Below are 23,197 nucleotides of genomic sequence, written 5' to 3'. Positions count from 1 at the left end.
CAAATTGTACGCTTCCAGAGCCACACGAAGTGGATTTTCCCTGGTTGAACTATTGATCTTGGTGGCTACCATCGGCCTGATCGTGGCTTTGTTGCTACCCTCGGTCCAGCAAGCTCGCGAGATTTCACGGAGGATGCAATGCACCAATAATCTGAAAGAGATTGGTGTGGCGCTACACAACTATCACGACATCTTTTCCGCTTTGCCGTATCGAGAAGGTGGCCCAGGCCAGCATCAATTCAACGGCGGCCCGATTGCTCCGTTTCAGCGATTGAGTGGGCTCGTGGCGTTGTTGCCGTTGCTCGAGCAAGGAGGAGTGGTGGAAGAGTTGCAACTATCAGGGCAAACGAAAACCCCTTGGGAAAGTAATTACCAGCCTTGGAAGCATCATTTCAATATCTTGCGTTGTCCTTCCAGCCCAGATCACTACTTGCAAGAGGGGATCGGCGATACGAACTACGCTTTTTGCGCGGGGGATTCGCCCGATACCGAATCGCTGGAACCACGGGGCATCTTTGGCCTGGTGAATCATGCGACCTTCGATAGCATCACCGACGGAGCCAGCCTCACGATTGCATTGGCTGAGCGGGCATTTCCGAGCAGTAAACGGGACAAACGCAATGTGGGATATGGAAGTGATCCCGAAACGCCAGCCGAGTGTGCGGTGACGTTTGACTCTTTTAGTGGTTACGCCAAATCGAATCCTGCCCCGGGTGGTCGCTGGTCCGATGGTGGCTCGGCGTTCTCGGCCATGAACACCTGCTTGCCACCTAATAGCCCGCAATGTGCTTATGCAAGCCATGAAGCCCAAGATGGCTACTATACCGCATCGAGCGAACACCCCGATGGGGCGATGTGTGTTTTTGCCGACGGATCGGTCCGCTTTATCACTGAAGCGATCGACTGCGGCAATCAAGGCGCACAGGCTGTTACCTCTGGTCCAAGTCCCTATGGAGTTTGGGGATCGATGGGAAGCAAGAGTGGCAGCGAACAAACTCCAGGAGCCTAGCAAGATGAATCGTTATGGCCTGATGCCCATTGTGTTGGGATTGGCCTGCGTGATTGGTTGCAATTCGGAATCTTCCACCAAGGTTCCAGGGCGTTCCGTAACCGTCGAAGCGGGTGGAATTGTTACCCTCAACGGAAAACCGCTGGCAGGGGCAACGGTGTTGTTCAGCTCCGAGCAACTCAATCTTACCGCCTATGCTAAGACCGACAAAGCGGGAAGATTTCAGCTATCCACCTACGAGCCTGGCGACGGCGCGCCGGCTGGTCATTACCGGGTAGCGATTAAGAAAGTCGATCATGCCGTCACCAGCCCCAGCGATCACCCTGCCTTGCCACCAACGACGGAATCTTCCCCGCTTTTGCCTGCGAAATATGCCGATTGCGAGACCTCTGACTTAGAGGCTGTTGTGGCTGAAGGAAAGGATAACTCCTTTACTTTCCAGCTTTTTGACCTCCTTGAGACCTCTTAGGACATGCCACTTCTGGGCAGGAAGAAGAGGGCTCTTCCCTCCTTTCGCAACGAAGAACAATTTCCGAAACTGGAAAACTGAAAGTCGTTCTTGATCAGGCAACATGTGTGCCGGGCGGATTTTCGGCGTGCATGAAGGAACCAGTTGAGAGGTTGGCGATGGGACCAATTTTCGGTCTGTGGCGAGATACGTGGTGGTTGTGGACCATCTTTATGACTGCTCTTTTGGGAGCCGTAATATTTGTGACCCCCTTCTTTCTGTTCATGGCTCCGGCTTTTGTGGTCATGTTTCTCTATTTTGCGTTCGTTCGCTACGACGAAAACGGAAAGAATCGCGGCGATATGTGACCAGCGATGGCGACCACGCGTTGGGAACGCGTAGAAAGTGGCGTGAGACTTGGGGACGTGGTAGAGTGAACGGCCTTCCTTCCTCGCTCCTTTCAAGTTGAATCCCACCATGCTGAAACGTCGCACCTTCTTGGCCGCTTCGTCGGCGGTATTGTTGACACCCCATCTCTCTTTCGCGGCAGAAACGAAACGCCGCGTTGCTGTGATTGGGCATACCGGCCGGGGAAATTACGGACATGGCTTAGATACCGTTTGGCAGCAGGTGCCAGAGGTCGAGATTGTTGGCGTTGCGGATGCGAACCCGGCTGGCTTAATCGCCGAGATGGCGAAGCTGAAAACAACTCAGGGCTTTGACGACTACCAGGAGATGCTCGAACAGACCAAGCCAGAGTTTGTTACCGTAGCCCCACGGTATGCCGATCAGCATCATGACATGGTCTTGGCTGCGATAGAGTCTGGCGTGAAAGGGATTTACTGCGAGAAACCGTTTGTCCGCACGCCTGGGGAGGCCGATTCGTTGCTTGCTGCGGCCAGCCAGCATGGGACGAAGGTTGCCGTTGCCCATCGCAACCGCTATCACCCTGCCCTGGCCCAAATCGATCAGTTGATCGCCTCGGGCGAGATGGGCCAAGTGTTAGAAATTCGTGGCAAAGGGAAAGGAGATCGGCGTGGTGGCGGCGAGGACCTGTGGGTCTTAGGAACACACATCGTTAATCTCTTCACGTACTTTGCCGGCCCGCCGAAAACCTGCTCGGCGGTGATGCTGCAAGAGGGCAAGCGAGTCACTTCTGCCGATGTTAAGCCCGGTGCGGAAGGGCTCGGCCCGTTGGCTGCCAACGAGCTACATGCCCGTTACGTGATGGAAGATGGCACGATTGCTTACTACGATTCCATCGCCAACGATGGGACGGCTGGAAATGGTTATTGTTTGCAATTGATCGGGAGCAAAGGGATCGTAACCTGGCACATCGACCGCGACCCGGTGGCTCATTTTACGCCAGGCAACCCGTTTGATCCTGCTTTACCGCCGAGAAAGTGGCTGCCGATCACCTCGGCTGGGGTTGGCAAACCGGAGAACCAACCAGAAGTGATCCGCAAGGTGCATAATCATGTCTTGGCGATTGAAGACTTGATGGCCGCCGTCGATGAAGATCGGCCGCCACTCTGTGATATTCAAGCCGGAGTGACGACTGTGGAAATGGTGTGTGGCGTGTTCGAGTCGCATCGACAGAACAGCCAGGCAATCAAGTTTCCACTAGCTGAACGTGGGAATGCGTTGACGAAGCTATAGCGAAATAATTAATCCTGATCCCACAACGAATAAGGATCGTCGAGCCGATTCATCTCTTGTTGAAGCAGTGTTTCTAGTTCTCGACGTTTGTCGATGTATTGTGGCTGATCTGCCAGATTTGTTTCGTTGGGCTTGGGGGAATACCCCGTCACGGTAATCACGTCTTGCTCGTGATGCTCTGGCAGGAATTCCAGCGGATTTTCGGCCAAGTTGAATAGCTGTGTCTCGTGAATCCCAGCGCTAGGAACATCGTATTTGATAAGCTTCCAATCACCTTGGCGAACGGCACGCATGCCTGGTTTTTCGCCCCCACAATATACGCCGTATAAAACGTCTCGCACGGTCGCTTGCTTGCCTTCTAGTACTGGTTTGAAGCTTAGACCTTCGTTGGTCTCGGGGGCTTGCACGCCAGTCAAATCGCACATTGTGGCCAGTACGTCCATCAGATACACATTGCCTGGGGCTCGCGAGCCTGGGGCGATACCGGGCCCTTTAACGATCAAGGGAACACGCCAAGTGTGTTCGTACAGGTTTTGTTTCCCTTGTAGCCCATGCCGTCCGATCGCCATTCCGTGGTCGGCGGTGTAGAAGATGTAAGTGTTCTCGAGTTCTCCCATCGTCTCCAGCTTTTTCAGCACCCGACCAACTTGAATATCAATATTCTCGCTGCACGCGAAGTCTCGGCCTAGTTCGTTGCGGATGGTTTGTTCGTCTCGGTTTTGCCAAACCCCACTCACGTTCACTTCATCGCGGACTTTTAAATGGCTGTTTTCGAAAGGATGTTGGGGAAGCCAATTGTGAGGCAAGCTGGGTTGCTGAGGATTTGCTGGCGGCAGTCTATTTTTATCGGTGTGATTAGTCGCCCCATACTTTGCTAATAACTCAGGTGTGCCATCTCGGGTATCGTGTGGATGCGAGAAGCCAAAGTAAATCAAAAACGGGTCGGTATCGTTTGCTTTCTCACGTTCGTTCAAATAATCGAGTACTTGCTGGCCATGCCAAGCACTGCCGGTCTCGGCGGTGCCACCTCGTTTCAGGGCTTCTCGCACGACGGTGAATTGTTTGTTGGCAGCGGCATAACTGTTGCCGGTTTTGCAGGTTCGCATCGTGTCGTAACCTGCTCGATTAAAGACGGCCGCCATCGTGTTGTTGGCCAGTCTTGGCGGTACCAAGTTTGAAGTGGCTTCGCGCGGTTTCCCTTTACGAGGAATGTGCCACACGCTGCGACCTGACATTACCATGTGCCGCGATGGCGTGCAGACAGCCCCTGACCACGACCCCATATGGTACGCAGCATCAAACACCATGCCTTCGGCTGCCAGTTGATCGATTACCGGTGTGTCGAGTTGGGACTTGGGATTATAAAACCGGAAATCAAAGGGAGATTGATCGTCGGCAATGATAAATAAAATATTGGGACGTTTCTCCTCTTCAGCGGAAACGGTCTGCGGGTAGCAGCCCAGCAATATGCATAGGATAGGCACGCAAATCAATGTTCGGGGAAGCATGATTAATCCTTGCAGAGAAGGGAAAAGCGGCATGTCAAAAGGAAGCTATTTCTGTCCGCTTTTCCAGAGGATGATCTTCGAGGTATCGTTTGAAGAGGTTGGTCCGGCTGTGCTTCTGCCGCGACGAATGTCTTCACGCAGTTGCGCCAAAAGTCGTGCTGCAATGTCAGGTTCGGTGAGAAAGCGATTCGAGGTTTCGCCCACGTCTTCGACCATGTGGTAAAGCTGGGCTTTGGGGGCATTGTTGTCTACTTCTTTTTCCGTGGGGGAAGTCCAGCCACCGGAAGCCCGGGCCAACGCAAGTTTCCAAGGCCCCTGGCGATACGCAAAATGACCACTGATCGAATGATGAATCACGCCAGCACGGGTTGAATTGATCGGTTCACCTGACAGAACAGGCAAAAAGCTAACGCTATCTTCGCCACTTCCGGCGGCGATCGGATGAGCAACGATTTCAGCGACGGTCGCAAACAGATCGACATGGCAGATCAACTGGTTGCTAGTGGACCCTGGCGGAACTTTTTTTGGCCAACGGACGATAAACGGCACACGGTGTCCACCTTCCCAAATGTCGGCTTTCGAACCACGTAAGTTGCCAGAGACCAGATGCCCTTGCTCGGCCAATTGCGCAATGTCGGCTGCTTTGCTGCAGCCGTTATCGCTGGTGAATATTACGAGCGTGTTGTCGGTTAATCCGTTCCGGGCCAAGGCCTGAGAGATTTCGCCCAGCGTGTTATCGGTTTGCATGACAAAGTCGGCATAGTCCCCGAGCCCGCTTTTGCCTTGCCAATCTGCAGTGGGCAAAATCGGTGTGTGCGGCGAGCCGAGGGCGACGTATAAAAAGAATGGCTTGGCATCCTGAGCGTGGGCATCGATATATTCGACCGATTTCGTGGTTAGACGCGGAAGCATATTGATCGGAGGATCGTGAGCAATCACACGATCATTTTCAATGACCGTCTGCATGTCACGGGCATGATGGAAACCGTGAAAGTAATCGAACCCTCGCGCGACTGGGCCATCGGGAATCTTGCTGCCAACGGGCGGAGACTTGAACTGCTTTGCGTGATAGGGCTTGCCTGTTTGAGGATCGCAATATTGAAAGTTTAAGTGCCACTTGCCGATGATTGCCGTTTGATAGCCGTGCTCGCGTAAGAAGCTTGCTACCGTAGGGCGACTCTCTGCGATTAGGCAAGGGGCGAAGCCCGTCACCACGCCCCGCTGCAACTTGGTACGCCAACTGTAACGCCCCGTGAGCAGACCATACCGGGTTGGTGTACAAACGGAAGAACCGGAATGCGCGTCGGTGAAGATCATCCCTACCGCCGCCAACCGGTCCGCACACGGCGTTTTGATTTTTCCGTGTTCTGGATTCAAGCATTGAACGTCACCGTAGCCGAGATCGTCGCAGAGCACGTAGACGATATTGGGTAGGTCGTCTGCCGAAAGCGAACCTACCGAGAGGGAACTCAGCAACGCCACGACAAGGATGAGGCGATGTCTCATGGTCTGTTTTGCTTTTCTAAACGGGGGGCCGAGTGCCCTTGTTTTTGGAGCTTTGCCAGCAAATCTTGTAGCTGCTGCACTTTCTGGGGATGCTCGGTGGCTAGGTTTTTTCGTTGGCCAATGTCGTTTGCCAGATTGTAAAGTTCAACGGCCTGATTGTCGTCGCCAGGATAATCATGGCGGGCTTCCCATGGCTTGAAACCACGCGAGCGATACCCGGTTTTCGCGTCGACGAGGAGCCAGTCGCCGTCGCGGATTGCGTATTCGTTGGCGAACGTGTTATGCACATGCGTCTGACGAACCTGGTCGGCTTCCCCTTTCAGATAGGAAAGCATGCTGTGAGAATCTTCGGCGGCATCGTCGGGAAGTTGATAGCCTAGTTGGTCAGCGAAGGTCGCCATCAAGTCGATTTGCGAGACCAAAACATCGCTAACTTGGCCTGCTTGTGTGATGCCAGGCCAGCGGATGATGAAGGGGACGTGGTGTCCTCCTTCGTAGATATCACGCTTAAGGCCCCGGAAAGGTTCCGCCGACCAATGCCCAAACTTTTCGTCTCGGGCGTAGGCGTAATGTTCCGGTCCGTTATCTGCCGTGAAGACCACGATGGTGTTGTCGGCCTGGCCCGATTTTTCGAGGGCGTCTAACAGTTTGCCCACCATCGCGTCGGTCTCGACGACAAAATCGCCGAACGGCCCGGCCCCGCTTTTACCGTCGAAGGCATCGTTCGGGATGATGGGGGCGTGGGGGCAAGGAAACGCAAAATACAAAAAGAACGGTTCGTCCTGGTTTTTGCGTGACTCTAAATAGGCCACGCCCTTTTCGGTCAGGGTTGGCAATACGGCGTAAGGATCCCAACCGGTAACCATGGGGCCAGGGCGACATTCCCAGTTCCCTTCTTTGATTTTCTTCCAGGTCTTTTCGTCTTTCAGCGTATCGGGGATTTGCGCCATCTGATTGTCTTCGATCCAAGCGTACGGCGGAAAGTTAATTACCGTGTCGCCGAAGTAATGGTCGAATCCGTGCGCCAAGGGGCCATCTGGAATCGGTTGCGACCAATCAAAGCAATCGGGACCGATCCCTTTCTTGGTACGAATGGCTTCCCAGTCCCAGCCTAAATGCCACTTGCCGATGCATGCCGTGGTGTACCCTTTTGCTTGCAGCATTTCTGGCATCGTAAGCCGTTCCGGCTGAAACACCGAGGGCCCCATAGCTCCGACGATGCCATGAAAGTCGCGCCAATGGTGCCTTCCGGTCAGGAGGGCGTAACGGCTGGGCGTACAAATCCCAGAGGACGAATGCCCATCGGTGAAACGCATTCCTTCAGCCGCCAGGCGATCGAGATTGGGCGTGGGGATTTTGCCTTTTGGGTTGTAACACGAAAGATCGCCATAGCCGAGATCGTCGGCATACAGAATCAAAATGTTGGGGCGTTCTTTCTCACCCGCTTCAAGCGGATGTGAAAACAGCGTCAGGCAGGCAAGTACAGCCAGGGCGATCGTGCGAGTCATAGGCAAGCCGTGAGGAAGGAGTCGAGCGAGCGAAGTTCTTACTAGTTTAGAGGGTTAGGAGGAGGTGTTTCATGCAAAATAAGGGGCGATTTTGCCTGCTTTTTACGAAATCGCCAGAAATCGAGAAGCGATTGCCTCGCTGACCTAAGAGATGTCCCTAGGGTTGGTCGTCATCCGTGCGGAATGGAACCGCAGGCAACTGCTGAGCGTTTACCAAGTTCACTTCTGGAAAGGCGGCAAATGCGTAGCGAACTGCGGTCGGTTGGGGGACTTCCGGGTGGGTTAGCCGGATGCTCTCCCCGGCAATTTCCGCCTCGGCTGGCTTCCACTGGCGATCTTTTCCAGCGATCCAGAAGCCTGTCGGCGACTTGCCATCGTTCGTTTGCAGGCCTTCGGCATGGCTCAGCTTAACTACGGCCGCACTACCCTCTAATTTCAGTTCGGCGAAAGTTGGGCCAGATGCTTCGACCGAGCCTGGGTTAAGTAAGTTCTCGGCAATCAAGGCTAGCCGTTTACCGATTGGGCGTTTGTCTTTGGGGTGAATATCTTTCACGTCACCCAGGTCGATGGTGTTGGCAATGCCCGTGTTAGGAAGCGTCAAGAGTTTGGCCTGAGATTCACGGAACCAAGCCCAGCTATGGCCTGTCGGCGAGGCGACCTCTTTGGTGGGAGAAGAACCAGCAATGTGGCCATAACGGGGCAGCATCACGGCCAGTACTTGGAGGTCTTCCGTCCAGAGCGATCGCAAGTGCTTAGTCCAAGCCGGTAATGTCTCGCCGTACTGTTTCATTGAAGACAGCGAACCAGCATTCGCTTCGCCTTGGTACCACACCATGCCGCGTACCGTATATGGGGCCAGCGGGTAAAGCATGGCGTTGTAAAGAAGATTGGGGCGTGTTCGCAGGTAGATGTTGTCTTCCAAGATCCACTTCTTACCAGCGTCGCGATCTTGGATTAACTTGGCGACTCGATCGTGATCTTGGGTGTCGAGTTGTTTAAGCTGCTGGGCGAAGTGAGGCATCTCTGGGGCCATGCTGCGTGGCATCCAGCCTTCGATGGACGAACTTCCCCATGAAGTCTCGATCACCGCGACCGGCACATCGAGGGCTTGTTGCAGATCGTAGGCAAATGTCGTGGCGACCGCGCTCGAGCCAGGACCGACAATCCAGCGAGCATGGCACTTCGCTTGCGGCTCGAAAGCAACATCCTGACGCACGCTCAAGCAGCGGATGGGAAGACTCTTGGCTTTTTGGGCCAGATCCTTGATCTCGGGAATACCGCCGTACCCCATCTGCATGTTCGATTGGCCTGAGCAGATCCAAACTTCCCCGACAAGCACATCTTCCAGCGCAATCGACTGACCTTCGCTGGTGGTGGTCATTGTAAATGGGCCGCCAGCAGGCATGGGCTTAAGTTGAAGTTGCCAACGTCCCTGGTCGTCGGATTGCGTGGTGGCTGTTTGATCGGCGAGGACCACCTCAACGTGTGTGTGGGGCTTGCTCCACCCCCAGACGTTCAGCGGCAATTCCCGTTGAAGAACCATGTGGTCGCCAAAGGGAGAAGCCAGTTCTAGGTCTTGTCCCAAGGCTGGCGAATTGGCCGGAAGTGCTAGGCAAAGCAAAGCGAGGGGAAGAAAAAAACGAAACATTCGGGAGATATTCCTAACAAGAACGGGCGGGGTGGCAAGTTGGGCATGGTTTTCGAATATATGCTATTTTTACCCAAGTGAAATCCAGTACGCAAACTGGGCTTTGCGGCTTGTGAATCGGCTAGTGAGGCTGCAAAATGCGTTATTAGGTTCGTAATTTGTGGGGCCGACTATTGCAAAAATAGAGAAATACACATAAAACTTCGCGCAGAAAACCATGAAATATCGCGCACGCCGTTGACTTGCACCTTTGCCAGGGAAGCTGATGACCGACAAGATCACCATTGGTATTCACGCCGCGTCGTGGACGGACTATTCCCGCCGTGTTCTGCAAGGGTTGCTGAACTACATCGAGGAGTATCCTTCGATTCAGGTCCGCGACTTTCGTTATTCCAGCAACGATCCGAACCTGGTGGGCAATCCTCCGTGGGCCGGTAAGGTGGACGGGGCGATTGTTTCGGCGGGGCGTAATCCGGGTATTCTCTCTTGGCTTAAGCGTGGCCGGGTTCCGGTGGTAATCGCCGGGGGAGACTTGATCGACTCTGGCCTCGTTTCGGTTTATACCGATGTCCATTCGGTTGGTTACCTGGCTGCCAAGCATTTGACCGAAGCTGGTTTCGAGCATGTTGCATACGTCGGCTATCAGAAGTCGGACGGATCGAAACGCCGACGCGATGGGCTGGCAACCGAACTGGCCAAGGAAGGGATTCAGCTTAAAGCGTTGGCCTTAAAAGAGATTCCACTCGACTCGATCGATAACGCAGACGCCCCCACCCAAGAGACCTTAGAGAAGGTCAAAAAGCTGCTGGAGAAGTCGCCTAAGCCATTGGCTGTGGTAGCTTTAAACGATCGGATTGGTCAGTTGGTGTTGCAGTGCGCTCATGAGCTGAACTTGTCGATCCCGGATGAAGTCGGCGTGTTGGGGGTGGGCGATACCGAACAAGCCAGGATGTCGGATCCACCGTTATCGAGCTTGCAAACGCCAGCCATAGAAATTGGCTATCGCTGTGCCTCGCTCTTGCATGCGATGATTTTAGGGCAACCTCCGAAAGAAACGGTCTTTGAAATTCCTGCCCAAACGGTGATGGCCCGTCGTTCAACGGTTGGTTGGAAGCGAGCCGCGGTGACCGATATCGATCGCGCCCAGGACTACATTTACAAACATGCCTGCGAAGGAATCCGGCTGAAGGATGTCGCCACCGCCGTACGAATTCCGATTCGAACGCTGGAAATTGAATTCAAGAAACAAACCGGTCGTTCGATGGGAGAAGTGATTCGAGAGGTCCGTTTGGAACGGGTAAAGCACCTGCTAGAGACGACCAATCTTTCCACCCAGCGAATTGCAGCCATGGTGGGGTATAGTCACTATTCCTATCTCAATAAATTGCTCCGCGACGAGCTAAACGTCACGCCGAGTCAGTATCGGAAGCAACAGCGGTTGGCAAACGGAGGCCGGTAAGCTTAGCCCGGCATCCTATCTTGGCCCGAGAATTGCACTGCGATGATCGACTCATGCTTCTAAAAAGGGAGTCTCTTCTCGCTTCGAAGAGGTTTCCCAGACGATAATGATCGTTTTTGCCAGGTTCGACTACTAAGGGCGAAGGAGACATCGCATGCGTTGGCGAGGGCGTCGGGGAAGTGACAATATTGAAGATCGTCGATCGGCTCGTGGCCCTGTCATGATGGGGGGCGGTGGTTTGATTGGGATCGTTCTGGTCGTAATCGTCATTTTGATGGGGGGCGATCCCAGGGCGCTGCTGCGAGCCCTCGTGAATCAACAGCAACAAGCGGGTGGTGGCGGAGCCCCTGCTCAGGTCGATCAGCAAGATGACGAGCGGGCCCAGTTTGTGTCGGTTGTTCTCGCAGATACCGAGGATGTTTGGACTCAGCAATTTCAGCAGTTGGGCAAGCAGTACCGCGATCCGAAGTTGGTCATGTTCCGCGACCAGGTGCAATCGGCGTGTGGTTTCCAGCAGGCGGCCACAGGGCCTTTCTACTGCCCCTTGGATCAACGCGTTTATATCGATCTCAGCTTTTTCGACGAAATGGAGCGAGGGCTGGGTGCCGGTGGTGACTTTGCCCAGGCTTATGTTATCGCTCACGAGGTCGGGCATCACGTGCAGAACTTGTTGGGACAAAGCGAGGCCGTTCACAATCGCCAGCAGCGCGTGAGTGAAGAAGAAGCGAATGAGTTATCGGTGCGGCTGGAATTGCAGGCCGACTTTTATGCGGGGGTTTGGGCCCATCATGCTGAACGGAACTGGGGCATTCTGGAAGAAGGAGACGTCGAGGAGGCTTTGAACGCCGCGACAGCAATTGGGGACGATCGTCTGCAGAAAAGATCACGTGGGTACGTCGTACCAGAATCATTCACCCACGGCACCTCGAAGCAGCGGGCGAAGTGGTTCTTTCGCGGGCTGAAGACGGGCGATATGGAACAAGGTGATACCTTCAGCATTCCTTACAATCAGTTGTAGGTAACGACCCGTGTCGATTCACCGGGACGCGTCGATTACAATCGTAATCATGCGTCCTGCGTCCCCTGCTCTACCCTCCCTTTCCTGCTAGTGTGCCCCTCATGTTGAAGAAGACCCTCGGTTTAGTGTTGCTGTTTGCCCTGGCGATCGCTCCTTCGTTTGCGTTCGCCCAGGAAAAGAAATCTGGCTCTAAACTTGAGAAGGATATTCTTTATCGCAGTGAGGAAGGCCTAGACGACTACGCGAAAAAACAGTGCCGTCTCGACGTTCACTATCCCAGCGAGAAAGGGTTTGCCACGGTCGTGTGGTTTCATGGGGGTGGTTTAACCGGAGGGGACAAGGCGATTCCCGCTTATCTGAAAGACCAAGGCTACGCGGTCGTTTCCGCCAACTATAGGCATCATCCGCACGTGAACGCGCCAGTCTATATCGAAGACGCTGCAGCTGCCGTAGCGTGGACGTTTGCGAATATCGAATCGTATGGTGGCGATCCCAACAAGATATTTGTCAGCGGTCACTCGGCTGGTGGATACTTGACCAGCATGGTTACGCTCGACAAACGCTGGCTGGCCGCCCACCAGATCGACGCCGATCAGATCGCCGGAGCGATTCCGCATAGCGGTCACACGATCACCCATTTCACCGTACGAAAAGAACGTGGAATCGACAGTTTAAAAGTTGTGGTCGATGACCTTGCCCCGCTCAATCACGTGCGCAAAGATGCCCCGCCCATCTTGCTAACGACCGGTGATCGCGAAATGGAAATGATCGGTCGGTACGAAGAGAACGCCTATCTGTGGCGAATGTTCCAAGAGGCTGGCCATCCTGATTGCACACTGCGTGAGTTGGAAGGATTTGACCATGGAAACATGGTTCAGCCAGCAGCTTTGCTGATGAAACCATTTGTGAAAAAGCACGCGTCTGGGAAGTAGACGGGGACAACGGATTGTGGTCGGAGGATGGTTGTTCTGGTGTCTTCAGGTAAGCAATCTTTCATCGCGAGATAGATCGTACCCTGATTACAAGTGTTTCTTGAGGAAAGCTTCGACTGCTTGGCGGTATTTCGAGGCGTAAAAAGCCTTGCCGCCGTGCCCTGCCCCTTCCAGAATGATTAATTCCAGCGGGAGACCAGCTTCGTCATAAACTTCTTGGATGCGTTCCGATTGGTCAAGCAGGACGGTCTTGTCTTGGTCGCCGTGAAAAACCAAAAACGGTGGATCGTCTGAGGAAACGAAGTTAACAGCCGAGGCTTGTTTGGCCAGTTCAACCTGTTGATCGGCCCCGCCCCCCAGCAGCTTATAGACGCTTGTTCCTTCTTGGTTGGCAACGTGGGGTTGCGTCTTCGAGCGTAAGATAAAATCGGTCGCTCCGAAGTAATCGATCACGCAATCAACGCGTGACGACTGATCGAGATTCCCGCCTACGGTGCCTTCTAGCTCTTTCACGTCACCACTGGTTCCTAGTAACGCCGCCAGTTGGCCACCGGCGCTTGAGCCTGCTACGGCGATCTTATCGGTCGAGTAGCCGTACTTCTCTTGATGAGCACGCAGCCAGCGGATGGCTGCTTTGCAATCGTGAATCTGAGCCGGGAACGTCGCTTTGTCCGTAAAGCGATACGAAATGCTGGCCACGTTGTAGCCGTGATCGGTTAGCCATTTAAGTGGGCACGAGGTTTTGCTGCCTCCTTTCCAACCACCTCCATGAATCCAAACAACCAGCGGGCCACCGGTGCTATCTGGTTGATACAAATCGAGCTTCAAGCTGTGTCCATCGACGTTGGCGAACTCGATATCTTTTGTGACGCGCGGTTCGGCGGCATTGGCCGAGGATAACAAACAGACGAGCAGCAAAAACAAAAGTAAACGCATCACGATCGAGGCGGGCATGACAAGAGACTCGTGGAAAATGTGGCAAATCGTTTCATGGATCAGGCCGATCATAAAGTGCCTCGACTAATATTTCTAGCCAGTTAGGCGAAACTTCACCGTTGACAGGTGGTTTAATACATCGTGTACTGATAAACCCGTAGATTGTTGTTAGTCGGAGCCTTTATCGTGCAGAAGTTTCATTTCGTGGTCATCGGGCTGTTGTCGGTGGTATTAGCGGCGGCGCCAATCTTGGCTCAGTTTGCACCACATTTCCGTCAGCATGTGGTGAACCAAGCTCAAGCACTGCGTTTGATTCCGGCGAATCAAAAGACACCGGGGGATAATCGTGTGACAATTGAGGTCGTGGGTGATCAGCGAATCATTCGAGCCAACGGCATTCCTGCACACCCTACCGGTGCCTTTCCTAATCGGGGCAATCCTAACCCAATTGCCGCGCAGCAATATGTCTTTCATGTGCCTGCTCAGCCGCAAATGGCCGAGCACATTACTCCCCTGCGAATGCAGGACTTCGGAATTGGGATCAATGGGGTTCCGTTTGATCCTGGGGCAGCCGAGTGGTACCAAGGCAATCCACGCGGCGGCTGGCAGTACGAAGCCCTATCAGGGGCGGTGCCATTAGGAATTGATGCAAACCATGCCCATGTTCAGCCGACGGGAGCCTACCATTATCACGGCTTACCGACTGACTTGTTGAAAAGCTTGCACGTTCAGCCAGGAAAGCATTCGCCGATTGTGGGCTGGGCGGCCGATGGATTTCCGATTTATGCGTTGTATGGCTATCAAACAGCGAACAATCTTGAGAGCGAAGTTGTCGAACTCAAGTCGTCTTATCGGCTCAAAAAAGGAAAACGCCCCAGTGGCAAGGACAGCCCTGGTGGCACGTATGACGGAACGTTTCTAGCAGACTACGAGTACGTAGCCGGATCGGGCGATCTGGACGAATGCAACGGACGCCTGGCTGTGACGCCAGAGTTTCCGCAAGGAACGTATGCCTATTACTTAACGAACCATTGGCCGGTAGTGCCACGTGGGTTTCGAGGAACACCGTCGCGCGATTTCGAGCGTGGTCCTCAAGCTGGCGGCAGACGTGACCGCCGAATGCCTCCGCGCGGCTTTGGCCCTCCACCCCGGCGATAATTCTGTAATACAAATCAGGAGCGATTCCTTTGCCTTGCCGAAATGTTCTCTTTATCTGTACGCGTAATCTTTGGCGTAGCCCTACGGCAGAGCGGATTTACTGCGACGATCCTCGGTTCGCGGTACGTTCACGCGGGCTTAGTTCCAAAGCGGCACGACGCCTGGCCGTTAAGGACTTGGAATGGGCAGAGATTATCTTCGTGATGGAACACGAGCATCTTGCGAGGCTGCGCACTTTGCATCGCCGTTCTCTACCAGGTCGATCCGTTTACGTACTTGATATTCCAGACGAGTATCCCTACATGGATCCCCGACTGGTCGAACTTCTGCGGGAACGGGTAGAATCTTATTTGTACCAAATTGAAGAAGATCAAGCCATGTCCGCCGAATGAACACAATGGAAGACCTTGCCCGACAGGGCTATGCGATGTTGCCTGGCGTCTTCACATCGGAAGAGGTCGAGCGAATTACGCAGCGACTATTCGAAGACTTCGCAGCTTATTCTGGGCCTGCAGTGCTGAAAAGCCGCGATCGGATTTATGGGTCACGCAATTTACTTGCCACCAGTACATGGTTGTTGGAACTTGCTCAAAAGCCGGTACTGGGTGACCTTCTAGAAGCAGCTCTCGGAAACGATGTCGGTTTGGTGCGTGGCCTCTTCTTCGATAAGCCTCCAGATCGCTCGTGGTCGCTTCCTTGGCATCGCGATCGGACGATCGCCGTAAGAGACAACACGCTGCCGACCACTTCTTTCAAGAGCCCGACTCGCAAGGCAGGGATTGCCCATTTGGAAGCGCCCGACGAGTTGCTGGCAAACATGCTGACGCTCCGGATTCATCTCGATGCAATGACCGCTGAGAATGGCCCTTTAGCCGTGATCCCCGGCTCTCACCGGTTGGACATAGCGAAAGAAGAACCCCCGCTAGTATTGCAAGCCTCCGCAGGTGACGTACTGGCCATGCGCCCCCTACTCTCGCATTCGAGCAGTATGTCAAAAGAAGGCACGACCGCACATCGCCGGATCGTGCATCTTGAATTTGCCGCCACGAAGCAACTGCCGGATGGCATCGAGTGGAATGACTTCTTACCGTTGAGGGCAACTTGATGAAGTCTGCGATTGCCATGGGGTAACTAAGAAGCCGAAGGTTGCTCGCCGACATCAATTTTGAACAAGCGAGCCGCGTTCTTCCAAAGGATGAGTTCCAAGCTTTTATCTGGCAGTCCCAGGCCACGGATGAATTTCAGGTAGCTCTTCATTCCGCAAATCGGCCAGTCGGTGCCGTAAAGCAGGTAGCGTGGTTCGCCTGCGTACAAGATCATTTCGCGAATCTCTTGCAGCATGAATTTTTCGAACCGATCTTCGAAATCTCCTAGCACGAGCCCGCTGATATCGGCGTGGGCGTTTTCGTTTTTGTAGACGACTTCCATGCAATCTCGAATCCAGGGATTGCCGACATGGCAAATCACTAGCTTCAAATCAGGGTTGTCGACGGCAACGTCGTCGATGTGCAGTGGGTGCGAGAAGCGAACCTTACCGGTCGGGCTGTAGGTATCGCCGCTATGGATCATCACCGGCACGTCGAATTCCATCGCCAGATCGTAGATCACGCGGAGGCGGTTGTCGTGCGGATAGAAGGGTTCGTAACCGGGATAAAGCTTGAGCCCTTTTACCAGACCATCGGCCAGAAAGTCGGCGATTTCGCGAAGGTCTCGCTCTTTGTAATGCAAATAGCTGATGCCAGCGACGACGAAGATGTTGTCTAGGTCACGTGTGGCGGCTACTACGTCTCGGGTTGCCGGGCGATGCTCGGTGATCTTGTACGAACTGAGCACCATCGCATAGTCGACGCTGTTATCGTGCATTTCGGCTTGTAACTTGTCGAGACACTCTTTGATCGAAACAACGCGCTCTTCGTGATAGTTATTCAAATGGGTGTGGCAGTCGATAATCATCCTGAACTCCTCAGTTGCTAATCAAAATTTGTCCTATCGCGGTGCAAATTTCATTCCATTTGTTGTGATTTGATTGTTCGATAATCAAGTCTCTTTCAAATACCATACCGGCGGTAATCCTTGCTACACTATTCTTGTCTTTTCTGTGGATGACTTGGGGGGCCGATTACCATGATCGCCGATTTGTTGAGTGACGAAGGGAAATCAAATTCCAAGCCTGCCCCGCAGGTCTCGGATCATCCGTGGCGACTTGCGGCGAGCATCTTTTGGGCGGTTGTGTTTTTGGCGATTAGCTTGCTGGCTCCGCAATTGCCTGAAGTGTTTCCTCATGTTCAACTCGGTTGGATGTTGGCTTGCTTTCTTATGGCAGTTTCTGCCGCGTGTATGACGACTGGCAACTTGCCGCTGCGTCTTCTTGCGGCAGCGGTGGGATCTGCGTTTGCGATGACCCTGTTAAATGGCCTGATTCAATACAACCTGATCGCGGACGAAATGGCCTTCCGGCCATATCCAGTGGTTGGGGTGGATGGAGGAAGCATCTTGGGGGCCGCGCTGATTTCGCTCGTCGTGACGCTGCACTGCGGAAGAATCGAACTCCTCTTGCGAGAAGTCCCGTTGGGGCAACGCGAAAAAAAGGGAATGTGTCTGGGCTTAGTGCAGAGTGGTTGGCTGATGCTGGTGATCGTTGCCCTGCTCTTCGCTGGGCCAATGCTGGCCACAGATCTAAGCGGCAAATCAGCTCTTTCTGGTGAGAACCCTTGGCTCTTACTTGCTGTCGGAGGAAGCTTATTGGTGGCCGGTGCCGGAAGCGGACTGTTGGTGGCTTTGCTGCCGACGCGATCACAAAAAACAGCATTAGCACATCAATGACCTCACGGCACCAGTTTCTTTCTGAGAAACGCTCGCTACAGAAGAAACACGTCGCTAGGGTGCGATGAGGTCAATCTCTTGGGAAATGAATTACGATTCAACTGTCTGATAGCCAATCCGGCTGGTGGCTCCCAATAGCTTGAGGTTCAGCTTGCCCCCGTGGAATAGCATTTCATCGAGCGCGTTTTCGACGTCTTCCCGCGAGACGGTTTCGCTGCCGTTGTGTTCTAGATGGAACTGCACACTGCGGCGCATTAGTTCTTTGATGAACGACGCGCTAACGCCAATCTCGATAACTCGCTACCGAAGCAGAAAATCAACAGGCTGTTAGCTCATGGTATCGGATCGTTACAAAAATTGGCTCCAATTCTTGCATTTTGAGAAACGCTCGCCGAGCGAGGTTTTATCTACGGGTTTAGCAAGAAATAATTTGCAATAGGCGGCGTAGTGCGCGGAAAATAAAGAATGGAGGTCGCTGGCGGATGGATCACTAGGCGGCGATGGATGTTGTGTTTCGGCAACATGGACAGCATTTTCGCCAGGCGGAGCGAGCCGAGCAAATTCGAATTAAAGCTCTAGTGCCGGTTGTGACGGTGCCGCCAGGGGTGGATTACAAATCGAGAAAACTTAATAAGCCGGAAACCTGATTTAGGGGTAGAGTTGAACGCGTTGTCACGCACGTTGACGACTACTCGAACTCGTTTGCTCGAAAGTGTCGGCGCTCGCCTGCTGACCAACATCGACTTCCATAATTCAATGCAGAGTCTACTAAGGACACCCATCATGAGAGTTTGGCCCAAGCTCACTCGCCTTCTACTGCTGTCTTGCGTATCGATGGCAATCACCTCGGCCAATGCGGCCCTGGCTGACGATGCCAACAAGCCTGCAGATACCCTGGCCGAGATTCGGTCTGGCTCCGAAGCGTTCGTCAAAGCTTTTAATGAAGCAGACGCGAAAGCTGTGGCTGCGTTATGGACGCAGCAAGGAGAATACGTCGACGATGCCGGTCAGGTATTTAGTGGACGTGAAGCAATCGAAAAGGAGTACGCCAAGTTCTTCGCCGAGCACAAAGGTGCGAGCATCAACTTGACGATCGATTCGCTCCGCTTGGTCGGCGACAGCATTGCCATTGAAGAGGGACGCGCAGAGGTTGAACCTTCCTCTGGTGTCCCAGGGTATACGCTTTACACCGTGGTTCACAGTAAAGTCGACGGCAAGTGGCTGATGGCTTCGGTCCGCGATAGGTTTGTCGCCAAGCCGTCGAATTACGAAGGTCTTGCTGACCTTGAATGGCTGATTGGTACCTGGGTGGCTGAAGAGCGAGGCGCGAAGATGGAGTCGGTTTGCCGCTGGGTGGCAGACAAAAGCTTCGTCGAAAGAACCTACACCACGACCATGCACGACGGCACCAAGACCTCCGGCGTGCAGTTGATTGGCTGGAACCCTGTGACCAAATCGGTCCAGTCTTGGAACTTTAGTCCAGATGGCGGGCATGCGGTTGGCTTGTGGGTGCCGATCGATTCTGGCTGGCGGGCCAACATGCGCGGGATGACTGGCGACGGTACCATCACCACTTCGATCAACGTGATGACTCGTTTGGACGACAACGCTTACTCTTGGCAGTCGGTCGATCGAACCGCAGGCGATGTCGCCCTGCCTGATTCGGATGAAGTGGTTGTCAAACGTCAGAAGTAATCGCACGTCCTGTTGTTCATTCAACCAATTCAAAATATCTCAGCGAGAACGATTCCTATGAAACGCTTTATTACCTTCGCGTCTATCACGCTCTGCTTTACGATGCTTCTTCCTACGTCACCTAGTTGGGGCCGCGGCTTCGGCGGAGGGGGCTTTCATGGGGGCGGCTTTGGTGGTGGAGGCGGCTTCCATGGAGGTGGTCCTGCCCTGGGGGGCGGTGGTTTTGGTGGCGGCTTCCATGGCGGTGGTCCGGCACTTGGTGGAGGCGGACTAGGTGGCCTTGGTGGTGGTGATTTTCACGGCGGACCTGGCTTGGGCGGAGGCGGCCTCGGCGGGGGTGGTGGCTTAGGTGGAGCAGGCCTGGGAGGGAACGGCTTCGGTGGACGAGGCTTGGGCCCTGGCGGCCTGGGCGGTAATGGTGGCGGTGGCCTCGATTCGCTGCGTGGCAATCTGGGCGGCGCCGGTGGATCTGGACTCAACAACCTACGTGGGAATCTTGGCGGAGATGCCGGGCTGAACAATATGCGTGGCAATCTTGGGGGAGGACTCGGCAATCTATCGCAAGATAGTTTCGGCGACCGCTTCTCTGGTAATGCCCCGACACGAAACCAGTTGAGCGGCTTTCTCGGGCTCCCTTCCGATGGGGGAATGCACAACCTGAGTAACAACGTCGACGTTAATCACGGTTCGTATACCGGGCCTCGTGGAGGTGAAGCCGCTGGCAGCAGCATTACCGGACCTGGCGGCAATACGTTTTATCGTGGCGGCGGCGAAGGCGCCAATGGAGGCACGTTCGGGGCACGCGGTGTTCAAGGTGCCGATGGCGGTGGTGCAGCGCAAGCGGCTGGACGCGGACCTGGCGGAAATGCGTTTGCCGGTTCCGGCGTGCGTGGTCCCGATGGAGGTGCCGCTGGCCGAGGAGCCGTGGTTGGCCCGAACGGGGCCGCAGCCGGTCGAGCCGTGCGAGGCCCTAACGGAGGATTTGCCGCTGGTGGTGCAGCCGTGGGGCCGCGAGGCGCCGCAGCCGGTTTCGTGCGGGTTTCTCCTTCAGGACGTTATCACTCTGCAGTTGCGGTTCGCTCGAACTTCAACAATTGGGGCATGTATCATGGTGGCTGGTATACCAACCATCCAGGGGCTTGGTTCTGTGCTGGTTGGGCCGCTGGAACCGCTTGGCAATGGGCTAGTTGGAATTCCGTCGGAGCTTGGATGGCGTACTATCCGGCGACACCGATTTACTACGACTACGGCAATAACGTTACCTACGTTGACAACAGCGTGTACGTGAATGGCCAAGATGTCGGCACATCGCAACAGTACTACGATCAGGCCAGCCAGTTGGCTACCCAAGGTGCTGAAGCGAACGCTCCGAGCGATGGCGATTGGATGCCGCTGGGCGTGTTTGCCTTGACCAAGACAGATGAAACCAAGTCGAATGTCACCATTCAGTTGGCAATCAACAAGCAAGGTATCGTCCGAGGCAATTACACGGACAACCAATCAGGCGATACCCAAGTGATTCAAGGTTCGGTCGACAAAAAGACGCAGCGTGTTGCCTTTACCGTGGGCGACAATAAGAACGATGTGGTCGAGACGGGACTTTACAATCTGACCAAGGATGAGGCCCCGGTGCTGATTCACTTTGGGGCAGATAAAACCGAGCAATGGTTGCTGGTGCGACTCAAAGATCAGAAATCCTCTTCTGACGATTCTTCTGCCAGTAGCTAATCTTTGAGAAAACCGGGTGCCATGTCCTCGTCAACGTTGCATGGCACCCGTTTGTTTTTCTTGACAGGGCTTGTTAGTAAGTGCTCCAGCTGTCAGGAGCAGGGATGCGTTGGCAGCACGCCCCGCGGCCAAATCGCCAGGTGATACCGGCCCCTAGCCAATAGCTTTGAATCGATGTGGTAGTAAAGTTGCCCAATTGCTGGGTATCTTTGAGCATGCCACCGGCCATGAGGTCGAAGTCAATGCCTGGTAGCACATCGACCACGCCGATACCAGCCGAAATGCGATGCTGACTCGTCACTGCGAGCAGCCCTTGCGTGTAACGAACCGAACGTAGATCGGCCAGCGGGACACCACCGACGGTTCCGCCTGGGGAGTTGTCGATGGGGTTTTCTGCCCAGGTATACCCAGCACGTAGGCGGTACTTACCCAGCGAATACTGAGCACCTAGCTGCACGACCCATTGGTTGTCGTACACGGCACTGTACATCGCAGCTTCGTCCCACATCTTGTACGTCACGTCGGCAGCCAGAAGTAGATCGCCACCCATCAGCGCCGTATTCGCTACGCCAAAGCCGAAGTTTTGGGGCAGATCCATCCGTACGTCGTAGGCCGTTTGGTTTAGGCCTGGGTTAATCAGCACACCGTTGTCGAACTGAAACGATTGCTCAGTTTGATAGTACATGCCAAGAGTATTGCAGGCGTTCAGCTGGTAGTTCGCACCGATGGTTCCCCGTAGAGCGTAGTCGGCTGTCATGCCGCTTGCCCCGACAAAAGGACCATCAAAGAACGCAATGCCAAGCGACATGCCAGCCCCGATCGAGAGCTTGTCGGTTACGTCAACACCAAGCATGATCGGCAAGTTGAAGATGGTGATCTCCGTATTGGTGCCGTTGCTTTCAGGGAAATTACGGTAGTCGACAAAACCACCAGCGGTCGTGACAAACCCAATCCCAAGCGTCACCGGCAAGCCTAGTTCGCGGAAATCTTGCGTTACGCCAATGTTACCTAGCGGTGTGCCGGGGGCCGTTGACTTGCCTGAGAAAGGGCTGACCAGTGGTGTGCCAATCGCAGGAATATTGCCTTGCTGGTCCATGGTAATGGTCGGTTCGACCCAGCCACCACCAAACAGAAATTGCGTACCTTGGAACTGAGTTAGCGAGGCAGGGTTGCCATTGATAGCACTGGTCAAGTCTTGCGGGCGCGCGATGCTGGTCCCACCCATACCGCCGGATGCTGGCATAATGGTGTTTTGAAGTTCCACTCCAAACGACTGCCCATAAGCTTCCGTCGCAGCAAAAGCGATTGCCGCAGTGGCAAGGAGAAGCCCAAAAGTGTTTTTCATCACATCCATGCCTTAAAAATAGAAGTGGCCAACCTAATACTGGTGACCGTTTCGTCGCACCCCCGTTATGACTAATCGGAATTACATCTTTTTGACAGCAATAATTTCCCGTGATTGCGACCAGTACGGAGTGATAGCTGCGCCGTGTCGTAAGGATTTGGTAGGCAATTTGGTGATAGCAGTCTGCCGAAGAAGAGACATCGGCGGGATGGCCGTGCTAGCGTTTGTCAGATAGTCGATATTCAAGGTGAGAAGTCCTTTCGCCCTCACCCAGATCACGACAGCAAAGCCAAGCAGAGAAAATCAACGAGCTGTTAATGCTTCGCGAATCGCAGGTTCGATCTTTTCAGGACTTGTTTGCGGGGCAAAGCGTTTGATGGGGGTACCATCGCGACCAACTAGGAACTTGGTGAAATTCCATTTGATCCCCTGCCCCAACATGCCCGGCAGTTTCTTTTTCAACCAGACGAAAAGCGGGTGAGCTTCCTTTCCGTTGACGTCGACCTTTTCGAACATCGGAAAACTGACACCGTAATTGATCAGGCAGCCCGAGGCAATTTCTTCGCTATTGCCAGGCTCTTGGCCGCCAAACTGGTTGCATGGAAAACCAAGAATGACCAGTCCGTCGTCGTGATGCTTTTTATACAGTTCTTCCAGGCCAGCATATTGGGGCGTGAAACCGCACTTGCTGGCCGTGTTCACCACGAGCACCACTTTGTCCTGAAACTGCGAAAGTTCGACGTCTTCTCCGTTGAGCGAATTGGCGTGGAAGTCGTAGAAATTTTCGGCATTGGTATCGGTCGTCATGGACTCTTCT

Annotated in this window: 22 protein-coding genes; 13 read left to right on the top strand and 9 right to left on the bottom strand. The window is 54.1% G+C overall.

Annotated features, from left to right (window positions below):
• Nucleotides 1–4: 4 nt before the first annotated feature.
• The 4 genes from DTL42_RS21005 (at nucleotide 5) to DTL42_RS20990 (ending at nucleotide 3,116) form a co-directional block, all read left to right on the top strand.
• Nucleotides 5–1,009: a DUF1559 domain-containing protein gene (locus DTL42_RS21005; RefSeq protein WP_147274387.1), complete on the top strand. Its 1,005-nt coding sequence runs from the start codon at nucleotides 5–7 to the stop codon at nucleotides 1,007–1,009.
• Nucleotides 1,010–1,013: 4 nt separating this feature from the next.
• A complete protein-coding gene (locus DTL42_RS21000; protein ID WP_114371861.1) occupies nucleotides 1,014–1,478 on the top strand; it encodes a carboxypeptidase regulatory-like domain-containing protein in 465 nt (154 codons plus the stop codon).
• Nucleotides 1,479–1,636: 158 nt separating this feature from the next.
• The gene (locus tag DTL42_RS20995) at nucleotides 1,637–1,825 is read left to right on the top strand and encodes a hypothetical protein (RefSeq protein WP_147274386.1); all 189 of its coding nucleotides are present in this window, start codon (nucleotides 1,637–1,639) and stop codon (nucleotides 1,823–1,825) included.
• A 109-nt stretch (nucleotides 1,826–1,934) separates the two neighbouring features.
• Complete coding sequence (locus DTL42_RS20990; protein ID WP_234824295.1) at nucleotides 1,935–3,116, top strand: Gfo/Idh/MocA family protein; 1,182 nt, start codon at nucleotides 1,935–1,937, stop codon at nucleotides 3,114–3,116.
• 8 nt (nucleotides 3,117–3,124) lie between these two features.
• Here the strand turns inward: DTL42_RS20990 and DTL42_RS20985 are convergent, their stop codons facing one another.
• The 4 genes from DTL42_RS20985 to DTL42_RS20970 form a co-directional block, all read right to left on the bottom strand.
• Nucleotides 3,125–4,624, bottom strand: coding sequence for a sulfatase-like hydrolase/transferase (locus DTL42_RS20985; RefSeq protein ID WP_114372879.1), 1,500 nt, complete (start codon nucleotides 4,622–4,624; stop codon nucleotides 3,125–3,127).
• Nucleotides 4,625–4,669: 45 nt separating this feature from the next.
• On the bottom strand, nucleotides 4,670–6,130 hold the full coding sequence (locus tag DTL42_RS20980; protein WP_114371857.1) for a sulfatase family protein: 1,461 nt from the start codon (nucleotides 6,128–6,130) through the stop codon (nucleotides 4,670–4,672).
• The gene (locus tag DTL42_RS20975; protein ID WP_114371855.1) at nucleotides 6,127–7,638 is read right to left on the bottom strand and encodes a sulfatase family protein; all 1,512 of its coding nucleotides are present in this window, start codon (nucleotides 7,636–7,638) and stop codon (nucleotides 6,127–6,129) included. The genes DTL42_RS20980 and DTL42_RS20975 overlap by 4 nt, the downstream gene beginning before the upstream one ends.
• Before the next feature lie 157 nt (nucleotides 7,639–7,795).
• On the bottom strand, nucleotides 7,796–9,286 hold the full coding sequence (locus DTL42_RS20970; RefSeq protein WP_114371852.1) for a sialate O-acetylesterase: 1,491 nt from the start codon (nucleotides 9,284–9,286) through the stop codon (nucleotides 7,796–7,798).
• Between the two features lie 265 nt (nucleotides 9,287–9,551).
• Here DTL42_RS20970 and DTL42_RS20965 point away from each other — a divergent pair, with 265 nt between their 5' ends.
• The 3 genes from DTL42_RS20965 (at nucleotide 9,552) to DTL42_RS20955 (ending at nucleotide 12,695) form a co-directional block, all read left to right on the top strand.
• A complete protein-coding gene (locus DTL42_RS20965) occupies nucleotides 9,552–10,745 on the top strand; it encodes a substrate-binding domain-containing protein (protein WP_114371850.1) in 1,194 nt (397 codons plus the stop codon).
• A 154-nt stretch (nucleotides 10,746–10,899) separates the two neighbouring features.
• Nucleotides 10,900–11,763: a KPN_02809 family neutral zinc metallopeptidase gene (gene ypfJ, locus DTL42_RS20960; RefSeq protein ID WP_114371848.1), complete on the top strand. Its 864-nt coding sequence runs from the start codon at nucleotides 10,900–10,902 to the stop codon at nucleotides 11,761–11,763.
• 101 nt (nucleotides 11,764–11,864) lie between these two features.
• A complete protein-coding gene (locus DTL42_RS20955) occupies nucleotides 11,865–12,695 on the top strand; it encodes an alpha/beta hydrolase (protein WP_114371846.1) in 831 nt (276 codons plus the stop codon).
• A gap of 87 nt (nucleotides 12,696–12,782) precedes the next feature.
• On the opposite strand, the gene DTL42_RS20950 is transcribed toward DTL42_RS20955, so the two are convergent.
• Entirely contained in the window at nucleotides 12,783–13,649 is an 867-nt protein-coding gene (locus DTL42_RS20950; RefSeq protein WP_114372878.1) for an alpha/beta hydrolase, read from the bottom strand.
• Nucleotides 13,650–13,817: 168 nt separating this feature from the next.
• Between DTL42_RS20950 and DTL42_RS20945 the strand changes: the two genes are divergently transcribed.
• Genes DTL42_RS20945 through DTL42_RS20935 form a run of 3 tightly spaced genes read left to right on the top strand, consistent with a single transcriptional unit; the run spans nucleotide 13,818 to nucleotide 15,894 of the window.
• A complete protein-coding gene (locus DTL42_RS20945) occupies nucleotides 13,818–14,789 on the top strand; it encodes a YHYH protein (RefSeq protein ID WP_234824294.1) in 972 nt (323 codons plus the stop codon).
• Between the two features lie 29 nt (nucleotides 14,790–14,818).
• Nucleotides 14,819–15,181 (top strand): low molecular weight protein tyrosine phosphatase family protein, encoded by a 363-nt coding sequence (locus tag DTL42_RS20940; protein ID WP_114371844.1) that lies wholly within the window; start codon nucleotides 14,819–14,821, stop codon nucleotides 15,179–15,181.
• A 5-nt stretch (nucleotides 15,182–15,186) separates the two neighbouring features.
• Nucleotides 15,187–15,894: a phytanoyl-CoA dioxygenase family protein gene (locus DTL42_RS20935; RefSeq protein ID WP_158545504.1), complete on the top strand. Its 708-nt coding sequence runs from the start codon at nucleotides 15,187–15,189 to the stop codon at nucleotides 15,892–15,894.
• 26 nt (nucleotides 15,895–15,920) lie between these two features.
• Here DTL42_RS20935 and DTL42_RS20930 read toward each other — a convergent pair whose 3' ends face one another.
• The gene (locus tag DTL42_RS20930; protein ID WP_114371840.1) at nucleotides 15,921–16,742 is read right to left on the bottom strand and encodes an amidohydrolase family protein; all 822 of its coding nucleotides are present in this window, start codon (nucleotides 16,740–16,742) and stop codon (nucleotides 15,921–15,923) included.
• Between the two features lie 171 nt (nucleotides 16,743–16,913).
• Here DTL42_RS20930 and DTL42_RS20925 point away from each other — a divergent pair, with 171 nt between their 5' ends.
• Complete coding sequence (locus tag DTL42_RS20925; RefSeq protein WP_114371838.1) at nucleotides 16,914–17,612, top strand: hypothetical protein; 699 nt, start codon at nucleotides 16,914–16,916, stop codon at nucleotides 17,610–17,612.
• A gap of 90 nt (nucleotides 17,613–17,702) precedes the next feature.
• Here DTL42_RS20925 and DTL42_RS20920 read toward each other — a convergent pair whose 3' ends face one another.
• Nucleotides 17,703–17,867, bottom strand: coding sequence for a hypothetical protein (locus DTL42_RS20920; RefSeq protein WP_199590190.1), 165 nt, complete (start codon nucleotides 17,865–17,867; stop codon nucleotides 17,703–17,705).
• 528 nt (nucleotides 17,868–18,395) lie between these two features.
• Here DTL42_RS20920 and DTL42_RS20915 point away from each other — a divergent pair.
• Both DTL42_RS20915 and DTL42_RS20905 read left to right on the top strand, forming a co-directional pair.
• Nucleotides 18,396–19,307, top strand: coding sequence for a YybH family protein (locus DTL42_RS20915; RefSeq protein WP_234824293.1), 912 nt, complete (start codon nucleotides 18,396–18,398; stop codon nucleotides 19,305–19,307).
• 57 nt (nucleotides 19,308–19,364) lie between these two features.
• Nucleotides 19,365–21,035, top strand: coding sequence for a protocadherin (locus DTL42_RS20905; protein WP_147274385.1), 1,671 nt, complete (start codon nucleotides 19,365–19,367; stop codon nucleotides 21,033–21,035).
• A gap of 73 nt (nucleotides 21,036–21,108) precedes the next feature.
• Here the strand turns inward: DTL42_RS20905 and DTL42_RS20900 are convergent, their stop codons facing one another.
• Nucleotides 21,109–22,380 carry an OmpP1/FadL family transporter gene (locus tag DTL42_RS20900; RefSeq protein ID WP_158545503.1) on the bottom strand — a complete coding sequence of 424 codons (1,272 nt, stop codon included), beginning with the start codon at nucleotides 22,378–22,380 and terminating at the stop codon, nucleotides 21,109–21,111.
• A 303-nt stretch (nucleotides 22,381–22,683) separates the two neighbouring features.
• A complete protein-coding gene (locus DTL42_RS20895; RefSeq protein ID WP_114371831.1) occupies nucleotides 22,684–23,187 on the bottom strand; it encodes a glutathione peroxidase in 504 nt (167 codons plus the stop codon).
• Nucleotides 23,188–23,197 lie beyond the last annotated feature (10 nt).

The sequence above is a fragment of the Bremerella cremea genome (assembly GCF_003335505.1).
In the GTDB taxonomy this organism is placed as follows: domain Bacteria; phylum Planctomycetota; class Planctomycetia; order Pirellulales; family Pirellulaceae; genus Bremerella; species Bremerella cremea_A.
The sequence above is the reverse complement of the archived record's forward strand: the minus strand, read 5'-3'. Positions and strand labels throughout refer to the sequence as shown.